The organism is Blastopirellula marina (assembly GCF_002967715.1).
Lineage (GTDB): Bacteria > Planctomycetota > Planctomycetia > Pirellulales > Pirellulaceae > Bremerella > Bremerella marina_B.
In genome coordinates this window covers 86257-97891 of the sequence record NZ_PUIA01000026.1, presented here as the reverse complement: position 1 = coordinate 97891, position 11635 = coordinate 86257, and the positions used below count along the sequence as shown (strand labels likewise).

The window sequence follows — 11635 nt, the reverse complement described above, 5'->3', positions numbered from 1 at the left end:
GCTGTATTACCTTTTGCAATCGCTATGCCACTCGCCAACCAATTGGCAGTGAATGGATGACGAAGCGGCGTGCCTTCCCGTAACCCGTGTTGGTAAAACTCTTTGAGGGAATTGCCGTAATCCCCCAGGTCTTTGCTGTGATGCTCAGTTCACCGAAATGGCAGGCTGGCTTTCACTCTGAAAGCGTGGCGACAAACGCCAGGATGACCGCAATGGTTGATGGAATCGCTGCTGCTAAGATCACCAGCGTGGCTCGCAGCGCGGGCGAACACTTCTGAGAAAGAAGCACGCCTACAACAGCTGCCAAGAGAGGGCCGGCCATGGGGAGCCAATAGCTGGCCAGTGGTACCGCACTCCATGAATTGACCTGAGCAATCAACAAGATGCCGGCCAGGTAGATCGTCAGCGTGAGCCCAACTCCATCGAGCAGGCATCGCCTCAATGATAACCCCGTGGCGACGAGTCCCAGAGACGCGGCAAAAGTCAGCCCAGCGATCTGAGCAAATCTTAGGCTTTCCGAGATCGCAACGATTGCCGCGACGGCTAGGCAGGTGCCCAGCCAAACTACCGCAAAGGGCCAACGATTGCTTTCAGGAGAGAGCTGCGTGACAACGGAAACTGCTGTAACGCCAATGCACCAGCAGAATAAGTAAGGAGCATAGGGAGGAGAAAGGTCTTCCCAAGTCGGTATCAGCAGAATACCGATACCCGCAGTAACAACCGCATAGACGAGAGGAAGGACGGCAATGCGAATCAAGACGGACTGCCCCAGCAAGCCAACCGCGACCGCAGCAAGCATCGCGATGGCAATCCCGACGGGAAGCCATTCGTAGTGAGCATCAGGGATCCATGGTCCCAACTTCAGCACGAAGTATCCGACCGCAGCACCGACAACCAAAGGAAGCGATGTTTCGAGAGGGTAGGCACGAGGATTTTCTGCGGAAGCCGTTGCTTCTGGGGCAGGATCGCGATTGCCAGCAGCGGCAAACTGCTGGAAAAGCCAAACCAAAAGTAGGCGGAGCCCGCCCGCCGTCAGCAGCGGCACGGCGAGCCCCCAAAGTAAGTCATTCCAAGAGAAGGGCATGTTTGCTTACTTGCCGACCTTGATGGTCATCGTTACTTCTTCGTGAACGTTGTCTGTTCCGTAGTCCATGCCGAAGTCGACGCGATTAATCACAAACTGGGCATCCAAAGCGATATCTTTGTCGACTTTCACTTTGGCGGGAAAGCTGATTGACTTGGTTTCCTTCAGAAGGGTCAGGTCGCCGGTGACCTTTACCGTGCCATCGTCGGCCGTTTCGATCGATTTCGAAACGAACTTCGCTTCCGGGCTTTGGCGAACGTCAAGGAAATCAGGACTCTTCAAGTGATTCGTCAGCTTCTCGATTTCTGTTTCCAGTGAAGTGGTATCGATGACGACGGTAATCTCAGTGAGTTTACCGTTAGCGGCTTGAGCCAAACCGTTGAACTTGCCGAACTTTCCGGTACGCGGATCTGGCTTGTCTCCTTTGTGCGTGCCCACGAATTGAATCAACGTGTTCTCCGGTGTGAGCTTTACCTCGACCGGACCGCTTGCTTCAACGGCAACCGTTGTGGTGTCTTCAACGGGCTTCTTCATCTCGGCTCCTTCTTCAGGAGCCGGTGTTTCCGCAGCCTTCTCTTCCGGTGCCGGTTTTTCTGGTGCAGGTTCCTTGGTAGCTTTTTCGGTGAGGCCTTCGACTTCGTCGGCTGGGGTTGGCTGAGCGGCCGCTTCCGGATTGACTTCTTCCTTTTTCATTTCCTCCTTAGGAGTTTCCGGGGCTGGCTCTTCCTTTGGTGTTTCCATGGGAGGTGCCGACTCTTCCGCTTTCATCTCAGGCTTTTCTTCCGGTGCCGGAGCAACTTCTTCAGCGGGCTTTTCGGTGACTTTTGGCGGAGGAATTGTTTCGTTGGATGCGGCCGGCGTGGTCGTTTCATTGGTGCTCGAAGGAGCACTTCCATTGCCGTCGCCCGTAGGCGGCTTGCAGCCGGTAAAAGCAATCGCGGCGATCAAAACGAAACCTAGAAATCGCATCATCTTATTCTCCTTGATGTCTTGGGTGATTGCTGGGGCCGTGAACGGACGCTGGGTACGAGAGCATCTAGGGTGATAGTGCCAATACCTGGCTGATGTCACACGCCATTAAACCACACGACTGCAAAGGTTGCCATTCTTCATTTAGGTTGCTAAGTATTCAGCTGCGCTCACTGGTGCATTGCACTGGAAGTTCTCGCAAACATAAACCGTCGGCTGACCATTCAGCGGAGACTTGCCTGATACCAGCGGTTGCAAGTTGGCACCCAGATCTTCGCCGTCGATTGCCAGGACGTACAACGTGTTGGGTTGGTACCTGTTATGAATCGCCTGGATGAGCTCGTCACACGAGGCACGATCTGCGGCGGCGATCACGACTTCCGAGCCAGGCTGATGCAGATAGTCATAGGCAACCAATAACTGGCCTGCTGCGATCGGATGTTTTTGCAAAACGTCGGCTGCCGCAGAGATAGTTTCCTTCGCCAGTTGCAGATACTTCTCGCTTGCCAGTAGCTTTCCGAGTTTTGCCAGGACCAATGCCGCTACGCCATTGCCGCTGGGGATGCTTTGGTCGTAGAAGTCTTTGTTTCGGGCAATAAGCTGCTCGTGATCGTCCGCAGTGTAGAAGAAACCTCCGGACTCGGTATCGTAGAAGTGCTCGACTGCCGTGTCGATCAGCTTCTGAGCGTGTTCTAGCCACGTTGCGTCGAAGGTGGCTTCATATAACGCGAACATAGCCGAGGCGAGATAGGTATAGTCGTCGAGATAGGCAGGCAGCTTCGCCTTGCCGTGCCTGTAGGTGTGCAGTAGCCGACCGGTGTCATCGGTCATTTGCTCAAGCACAAACGTCGCTGCCTTCTTGGCACCATCGAGATACGTACGATTGTTAAATGTTGCTCCAGCTTTCGCCAACGCTTCAATCATCAGCCCGTTCCAACTGGCGAGGATTTTATCATCCTTGCCGGGGCGAATCCGCTGACAGCGAGCATTGAAGAGTACCTCCCGATCTCGCTGCAATTCGTCGCGTAGCACTTCTTCGGAAGTTCCGAAGTCTTGGGCGTACTCGCCGATCGACTTCTTCAATCGTGGGATGTTGTGTCCTTCGAAGTTGCCTGATTCGGTGATGTCGTATACTTGGCGAAATCGCTTCGCAACCAGTGGGTTGCCCAGCAGTTGATCGACTTCCTTCGGTGTCCAGACGTAAAACTTCCCTTCTTCCCCTTCGCTGTCGGCGTCCTCGGTGCTGTGAAAGCCGCCATGTTCGTCGGTCATGTCGCGTAAGATGTAATCGCACGACTCTTTTGCGACGCGAGCATAATTTTCATTCTTAGTCAGGCGATATGCGTCGACGTAGTTGCTAATTAGAAGCGAGTTGTCGTACAGCATTTTCTCGAAGTGGGGAACGAGCCAGTACTCGTCGACGCTGTAGCGAGCAAATCCGCCACCGAGATGGTCGTAAATGCCGCCCATTGCCATCTTGTCGAGGGTGGTGGTCACCATCGGGAGGAGCTTTTCGTTGCGTGTGTCGACGAAATGCCGCATCAGCAGATCGATGTTCATCGTGTGCGGAAACTTTGGTGCCGAGCCGAAGCCACCATGCTTGGGGTCGAACGACTCTTCCATTTGTCGAACGGCCATCCCCACGCGGCCTGGGGCTATCTCTGTTGATTCCGCCGAGCCGAGGCCAATTCGTTGCAAACGCTCGGTAAGAAGACGCGATTGTTGCAGCGCGACTTCGCGACGGTTCTCCCAGGCATCGACCACCGCCCTCAAGACTTGATCAAAGCCTGGCATCCCGCGACTAGCCGTCGGAGGCCAATAGGTACCACCAAAGAACGGCATCAACTCAGGTGTCAGAAACACCGACATCGGCCACCCGCCGTGACCGGTAAGCAGTTGTACGGCGTTCATGTAGACCTGGTCGAGGTCAGGGCGTTCTTCGCGGTCGACCTTGATGCTCACGTAGTGCTCGTTCAAGTAATCGGCGATCGCCTGCGACTCGAAGCTTTCGTGCTCCATCACGTGACACCAATGACATGCCGAGTACCCAATCGACAGGAAGATCGGTTTGTCTTCTTGCTTCGATCTCTCCAGGGCTTCCGCGCCCCAGGGATACCAGTCGACAGGGTTATTGGCGTGCTGCTGTAGATACGGACTCGTTTCGTGAGCGAGACGGTTCGGCATGATCCGGGGTCCTTCGCGCGACGAATCGCCGCACTGAGCAATGTTGGCGTTGGTTTTAGCGAAATGAATGCGTTTGATCAGGGAACTCGCCTGACTGGACGTCGTCGCAGAATTGGCGAACCGCATCGGTTACCGTCTTGCGGATGTTGGCATACTGTTTGACGAACTTCGGTACGTGCCCTTCAGTGATGCCGAGCATGTCATTCAAAACGAGGACTTGCCCGTCGCATGCATTGCCGGCTCCAATGCCAATCGTTGGAATGTCCAGCATCTTAGTGATTTCCGCCGCGTCGTCTTGCGGGATGCATTCCAAGACAATGCTGAACGCACCGGCTTCAGTTGCGGCCTTCGCATCTTGGATCAGCTGGTCTCGATTGCGCTGAACGCGATAACCACCCATTTGATGGACCAACTGTGGCCGCAAGCCAATGTGCGCCATCACCGGGATGCCAGCGTTTACCAGGCCCGAGATCACTTCGGCCTGATCGGCACCTCCTTCGAGTTTGACGGCCTGGGCACCTGTCTCCTTGAGGATACGGCCTGCGTTGCGAATGCCTTCGTAGACGCCCAAAAGGTTCGATGGAAAGGGCATATCGACGATCACTAGCGCATTGGAGACTGCACGTGTTACCATTTCAGCGTGGTAGATCATCTCGTCCAACGTGACCGGAATGGTCGAATCGTGCCCTTGAACGACCATCGACAACGTATCCCCGACCAGGATGGCATCGACGCCGCCCTGATCGACCAGGCTGGCCATAGGATAGTCGTAAGCGGTCAATACGGTGAGCTTCTTGCCCTCTGCTTTGCGGCTTACAAATTGGGGAACCGTCAGTCGGGATTTGCCGCGCGGGGGGGTGGACATGGGCCTATGCCTTTTCTGATTGCAAGTGTTGAGCCAGTCAGCACTTATTTTCCCAGTTAGCCGTCTTAGCGGCAACCAGTGATCCACTTGTCGTTGGTGCTGTTCAAACTGCTGGGAACCTTAGGAGCCCGGTTCTCTGGAGAGACAAACTTGTTTCTCGTCGATTGTCGCCAACCTTCCCCTACGAGAGGTCTTGCGGGAAAAAATTGGAAATTCTGTTGGCCAATCGTTATCTTAGAAGACACAACAGCCTTCCTTGCGTTTCCTTCCGGAATAACTTCAGGACTCCCATGTATCGCCAAATCTCTCGTCTTTGTGCGGCCGCTTCCTTTTCGCTGGCCGTAGTATGTCTCACGTTTAATGTTCACGCACAAAAACCCAATCAGCCCCAACAGGGCATGCCCAATTTCAACGGGCAGCCAGGTCAGAAGCAGGAACGGACCAACTTGACTGGCAAGCTAACCGCAGCCCAGCCACCTTTGATCAAGATCAAGCCTGAGAAGGGGAACCAAGAGTGGACCATTCGCGTCGATTCGAAGCCTGATGAAATCGTTGTTCGCGGCGAAGCGGAGAAGGGTTGGGTTCGTCCTGGGATGTTCGTCCACTTCGAAGCCACACTCGACAAGAAAGGCTTCGGTCAAGCTGCTGTGAGCGAGGTCAGCGTTTTCACGCCGACACCGCAGCTTGAACTTGGAGTTACCGAACAAGGTGGCCTGCCGGAATTGGCATCGGATGGTTCTGAAGAGTCGACCGAAAGCTCTGGCGAAGAAGTAGCCAAGTACACTGTTGTTGGTCGTCTGTCTGGCGTGGCACGTGATGGCAAGTGGAGCGTTACCGCTGGCAAAGCGAAGGTTACCGTCGAAGTTGCCGAAGACGCCAAGATCAGCGTCGAACTACCTGATCCGCGTTTGATTCGCATGGGCGATACGGTCAAAGGTACGGTCTATTATTACAACCAAGGCGTTGGCATCTTAAAGGGAGAAGTCGAAGTCGAAGCCGCCGAGCCCTTCGCTGCCCCAGAAGATCCACGCGAAGCCCGTCGCAAGAGTCGTGGTCGAGATAAAGAAGATGCCCCGGCCAACCCGGCCGAGGCGAAGAGTATTTTCGATATGAAGTAACCGCTGGGCATCCTTACGATGTCCGGTCGGTGAACCGGGAGGGGAGGTCCTTGTGGCCTCCTCTTTTTTTGTTGATGGCGAAAACAGCGGATGCGCGGACCAACTTTGCTTCTGTGGGCTAAGTAACGTCATAGAAATCGTTGCGATTGGTGGGGGAATGCCTTATCTTGTCGCGGTTATAAGGTCTTTCTCTCGTTTCAACTTTTCGGCAGATTTGCCATGAATGCGCGATTCTTGCGAAACGCTTTCATTTTATTTGTGGTGCTCGGTGGGGTCTTTCTATACGGCCTTATCCGACCGTTTGATCGTGATGATCAAGTGCAAATCGGCGATCGCACGGTAACATCACATCGCGCGAAAGTAGTCGAGGGAGGCAAAGAGGACACGCGGAACGTTGTGGTTCGGCCATCGCCCGAATTCTTGATCGAATATGCGTTTGGGGACGGATTGCAGGGATTCAATATTCTTCGCGTAAAAGCAGATGGAACAGGCGAGTACAGCTACTGGGATCAGGCGTCGGATTCGAGCCGCCAGAAAACACTGACCTTTGAGTTGTCGCCTGGCGAACTGGAAGAGATCTGCGGCAAGCTGAATCAATCGAGGTTTATGACGCTGGCCAACGAATATCACGGTGACGTGACGAACGGAACTCAGATTGCTATTACGGTGGTAACAGGACACGTCGAGAAAGAAGTCTTCTGCGATAATCACTTTCCGGTAGCAGTAGTTACCGTGGCCGACTATCTTGAGAAAGAAGTCATCCAGCCAAATCGCAACAACTCCTGAGTTGCTCTCTTCTCATCGGAATCACCTCACACGGAATAAGTGCCCTGACATGCGTTTTTCTTTGATTCTATGCGTCCTCGCGTGCACTAGTGTGGCCCTGATATCAGACGCCAAAGCAGCGGAAGCCAAGCGACCGAATATCGTCTTGATTATGTGCGATGACATGGGGTTTTCGGATATCGGCTGCTATGGCGGAGAAATTGAAACCCCCAATCTCGACAAGCTGGCAACTGGAGGAATGCGGTTCCGTACGTTCTACAACAACGCCAAATGCGAACACACGCGGGCTTCGCTATTGACCGGGCGCTGGTGGCATCACGTAGGGGCGTCCGCCAGCGTTGTTTACAAGGCTCCGACGTTCGGCGAACGCATGCGCGAGGCGGGCTATCGTACGTTGATGGTTGGCAAGTGGCATGCTGGCCAAACGCCGTACCAACGCGGATTCGATCGCTACTATGGCCTGACCGATGGTTGTTGCAATTTCTGGAACCCCGGCCATGCCCGACCTGGTGAACCAGAACCAGCCAAGAAGACAGTTCGCCGCTGGGCGATTGATGGTCAGGAATTCAAGCCCTTCACGCCAGACTCGAAAGACTTCTATACCACCGACGCATTCACCGATTATGCCGTCGACTACCTCGAAGCGTACAAGGACGAAGAGCAGCCATTCCTGCTGTATGTTGCGTACACCGCACCCCACTACCCCCTGCATGCCAGCGAAGAAGATATCGCTAAGTATCGTGGTAAGTATGGTGGAATAGGCTGGGATAAACTGCGTGAGAAGCGTTTCGCTCAGCAACAGAAGTTGGGCGTTCTGCCTGCGAACGTGGCTCTTTCGCCGCGTGACACAGGTTTACCGGCGTGGAGCGACATCGCGGAAGACGATCGCGACTGGTGGGATCTTCGCATGGCCACCTATGCCGCAATGATCGACCGCATGGATCGCAACATTGGTCGTATCCTTGATAAGCTGGAAGCGATAGGAAAAGCAGATGACACGGTCATCTTCTTTCTGTCAGACAATGGGGCCTGTGATGAGTCGTCCGATCGATCGACGGTAAAGGGATCGATGCCGTGGGAGGTGACGAGCTACTTGACGCAGGGACGCCCCTGGGCTAACGCATCGAATACCCCGTACCGTAAATACAAAACGACTGATTACGAAGGGGGAACGCGAACTCCGATGATCGCCTGGTGGCCAGGACAAATCAAAGCAGGCACGATCACTGACCAGCCGGGGCACCTGGTCGACTTCATGCCCACCATGCTCAACCTAGCAGGTGCGAAGGTCACCGGCGAACTGGCAGGGCACTCTTTGGTCGAAACGCTCAGCGGTTCATCAAACGAACGCCCTTGGCCCATCTACTGGCAGTTCGGCAAAGCCCAAGCTGTCCGCGATCACAACTGGAAGCTCGTGAAACTCGGCAAAGGGGGCTGGGAACTATACGACCTGAGCCAAGATCCCACCGAACTCAACGATCTCGCCCAAGATCATCCCGAAAAGGTCAAACAGCTTAACGCCAAGTGGCAAGCATGGTGGCAGGACAAAGGGGAATTAGTTCGCGGCATGCAGTGAACCAAGCCCCTGAAAGTGTGTCTGACAACAAACTTTCTATGGAGGTACTCGGGTGATGCATGTCTTTGAATGAACTGAAGCGAGTCGATGCCAATCGGCTTGAACTGATCAATCCGTACGGAATTGATGTCACGCTGTTCGCAAACGAAGAGGTCCCCATCGAGCCGGTGGCCGTAGCTGAACTGCAGGCGATGCTTCAGTTACAAGAAACAATCGAGGACATCTACAAGGCATGTCCCAAAAGGTTCTCGGTTGAGCCTGTGATTGAAAGTGTGGCCATAACGCCCGACTTTCATAAAGCTCGCGGAATTCCGGTCGGAACCATTCTGGAGACCAGTGGATTTCTCGTGCCCCAGGCGATTGGTAACGACATTAACTGTGGAATGCGTCTGCATCGAACGAGTCTCACGGCCGACCAACTGAAAGCATCTGTCAACACTCTGGAAATTGCCTGTCGTTCCATTTTCTTCGAGGCAGGACGACGAATTCCCCTCGCCTGGCCGCATCGTGAGGCCTTGCTACTTTCGGGTATCGAAGGCCTATACGCCACCGTCGACAAGACATTCGATGAAGGTCTCTGGAGCTACTTTCATCGTACTGATCGCGATGAAACGTTGGCCAGGATTGAGCGACGTGGCTGCCTGTCGGCTAGTCGAGTGCATGGTCTCGAAGATTTCCTGGGTCATCGTGAGCGTCTGCACCGTGATAGCCAAATTGGTTCGATTGGAGGTGGAAATCACTTCGTCGAGTTCCAGAAGGTAGAACGCATCCTGGATGGTCAGATCGCGCACGCGTGGGGGCTTGAACCAGGCATGGTTACCATTATGGTGCATACTGGAAGCGTGTCGGTGGGATATGCCAGCGGCAGTTTCTACCGCGATCAGGTTCGACTTCGCCATCCGACATCCGTTCGCAGACCCCAGAATGGAATCGATATATTGCCGATTGGGCCGGAAGATGGTGAAGCCGAATCGCTTTTCTGGGACTCGATGAACAATGCCGCGAACTTCGCCTACGCAAATCGAATGTTTCTAGCACTGATGGCTTGGGCAAGCCTTGAGAACTGTTTTGGAGAGACGCGGTGCGAACTCCTGTATGACGCTCCTCATAACATGATTTGGAAAGAACAATCTAAAGGATATGAGACATACATACATCGCAAGGGGGCTTGTCCTGCCCGGGGATTCGATGCGATGGCAGGTACCCCATTTGCCTATTATGGTGAGCCGGTACTTGTTCCAGGATCGATGGGAGCCAGTAGTTATGTCCTTGCAGGAAACGGTTTCCCCGGCACCAATCAAAGTGCGGCCCACGGCGCTGGACGGGCCATTTCACGTGGAGCGTCGATGAAGGGTTTTGATCGAGAGTTTCAGCAGTTCTTGGAAGAGTTTCGTGTGGTAACGCCCGTTGACTTTCGACGTCAAGACATTCGCCAGCGGAGCGATATTAGGCACAAGAAGCTGGCCGATTTGCGGCAGGAAGCCCCATTCGCATACAAGGGAATCGGCTCAGTCATCGAGACGATTCAATCATCCGGTATGGCCAGACCGGTCGCGGAACTAAAACCCCTGATGACGGTCAAAGGTTAGGCTGTTTCAGGCAAGAACAACAAAAGGCCGCCAGCAATAGCCGGCGGCCTTTTGGTTCTGGGTTTTCGTCAGGAGTGGGCATTAGCCCATCTGGATCTCGTAGCCTTTGCGATTTTCTCGCGAAAGGAAGGAGTTGGCCTGATCGTCGCCGATGATCTCTCGCTTCTCGGGGTCCCAATTGAGTTCGCGACCCAATCGCATAGCGATGTTCGAGAGGTGGCAAATTTCGAGCATGCGGTTGTGCGACCACACATCCGAGATCGGCTGTTTGCGCGACGCCATGCACTCGATGAAGTTGACGCTGTGATTCGCTGGAACCGGGCCACCGTATACCTTTTCAATTGAACCCTCAGGCAGAGGATTGGATGCGAGGGCTTCGACGGGAGCACCGACGATCTTGCCGCGGTTGACGAAGAAGCGGCCATCGGTCCCTTCGAAGAGGATGCCGTTGTCACCTTCGCTGGTGATGATCATTTCGACATCGTTGGGCATGTCGGCCTGAATCTTAAATGTTTTCGCTACGTTGTAACGATCGTGAACGACCGGGTAGCCGTCTTTGTACTCGCAAGACAGCTTGTACTCGAGTGGTTTCACCTTACTTGGTCCGGTCTCGGTCGCGCCCAATGCCCAGCAGGCAATATCGACGTGGTGAGCGCCCCAGTCGGTCAGCTTACCGCCAGAGTACTCATGCCAGTCGCGGAACGAATAGTGGCAATTGCTGTACAGCGGAACGCCGCCGCCGTAACCTGTTCGCATTTCAGGCAGAGCACGGTAGTCGACTTTTTCTGCTGGGCCGAGCCACATGTCCCAGTCGAGTCCGGCAGGAACTTCTGCAACGGGAATCACTGGGGAGCCTGTCATGCCGTTGATACCGCAGGTCACCCTCTTAACCTTGCCGATACGTCCTTCATTGACCAAGGCAACCGCTTGCAGGAAACGTTGGCCACTTTCGCTACGCTGCATCGTACCAACCTGGAAGACACGGCCCGTTTCCTTGACAACCTTTTCGATCAGCTTGCCTTCGGCGATGGTCAGTGTCAGCGGCTTTTCGCAGTAGACGTCTTTGCCAGCATACATCGCTTCGACAGCGATCTTGGTGTGCCAGTGGTCAGGCGTGGCAATCATCACCGCGTCGATATCTTTGCGATCGAGGATCTTGCGATAGTCGTTATACGCGTCAGGCTTCTTGCCTTGTTTCTTTTCCAACTTCGCGACGTTGTCTGCCAAAACGTTGGCATCGACGTCGGCCAGTGCGGCAAAGTCGGCGTAAGGAGTCGTCTTGCTGGTAATGCCCCAGCCTTGGTTACGAAGACCAATCGAGGCAAAGACAGGACGATCGTTAGCATTTTGGAAACCGAAGGCACGATTTGTCGACGGGATGATAATCGTAGCGGCACCTGCGGCGGCAACTCCCTTCAGGAATTGACGACGTGTGCTTTGCGGAAATTTGGGCATGGTTGATTT

General features: G+C 54.3%; 9 protein-coding genes. 4 read left to right on the top strand and 5 right to left on the bottom strand.

The window, feature by feature from the left end; translation table 11 throughout:
- Positions 1-172: 172 nt before the first annotated feature.
- From C5Y96_RS08645 to panB, 4 genes are all read right to left on the bottom strand, one after another.
- On the bottom strand, positions 173-1084 hold the full coding sequence (locus C5Y96_RS08645; protein ID WP_105352083.1) for a hypothetical protein: 912 nt from the start codon (positions 1082-1084) through the stop codon (positions 173-175).
- A gap of 6 nt (positions 1085-1090) precedes the next feature.
- Positions 1091-2056, bottom strand: a complete 966-nt coding sequence (locus C5Y96_RS08640) for a YceI family protein (protein WP_105352081.1) — start codon at positions 2054-2056, stop codon at positions 1091-1093.
- A 141-nt stretch (positions 2057-2197) separates the two neighbouring features.
- Complete coding sequence (locus C5Y96_RS08635) at positions 2198-4237, bottom strand: thioredoxin domain-containing protein (RefSeq protein ID WP_105352079.1); 2040 nt, start codon at positions 4235-4237, stop codon at positions 2198-2200.
- Positions 4238-4292: 55 nt separating this feature from the next.
- Positions 4293-5102 carry a 3-methyl-2-oxobutanoate hydroxymethyltransferase gene (gene panB, locus C5Y96_RS08630; RefSeq protein WP_105352077.1) on the bottom strand — a complete coding sequence of 270 codons (810 nt, stop codon included), beginning with the start codon at positions 5100-5102 and terminating at the stop codon, positions 4293-4295.
- A 290-nt stretch (positions 5103-5392) separates the two neighbouring features.
- On the opposite strand from panB, the gene C5Y96_RS08625 reads away from it, so the two are divergent.
- The 4 genes from C5Y96_RS08625 to C5Y96_RS08610 all read left to right on the top strand — a co-directional run bounded on the left by C5Y96_RS08625 (position 5393) and on the right by C5Y96_RS08610 (position 10171).
- A complete protein-coding gene (locus C5Y96_RS08625; RefSeq protein WP_146115573.1) occupies positions 5393-6220 on the top strand; it encodes a hypothetical protein in 828 nt (275 codons plus the stop codon).
- A gap of 219 nt (positions 6221-6439) precedes the next feature.
- Entirely contained in the window at positions 6440-7006 is a 567-nt protein-coding gene (locus C5Y96_RS08620; protein WP_105352072.1) for a hypothetical protein, read from the top strand.
- Positions 7007-7097: 91 nt separating this feature from the next.
- Positions 7098-8582 (top strand): arylsulfatase, encoded by a 1485-nt coding sequence (locus tag C5Y96_RS08615; protein WP_233198885.1) that lies wholly within the window; start codon positions 7098-7100, stop codon positions 8580-8582.
- A gap of 59 nt (positions 8583-8641) precedes the next feature.
- Positions 8642-10171 (top strand): RtcB family protein, encoded by a 1530-nt coding sequence (locus tag C5Y96_RS08610; protein WP_105352066.1) that lies wholly within the window; start codon positions 8642-8644, stop codon positions 10169-10171.
- An 81-nt stretch (positions 10172-10252) separates the two neighbouring features.
- On the opposite strand, the gene C5Y96_RS08605 is transcribed toward C5Y96_RS08610, so the two are convergent.
- Entirely contained in the window at positions 10253-11626 is a 1374-nt protein-coding gene (locus C5Y96_RS08605; RefSeq protein ID WP_105352064.1) for a Gfo/Idh/MocA family protein, read from the bottom strand.
- Positions 11627-11635: the final 9 nt, after the last annotated feature.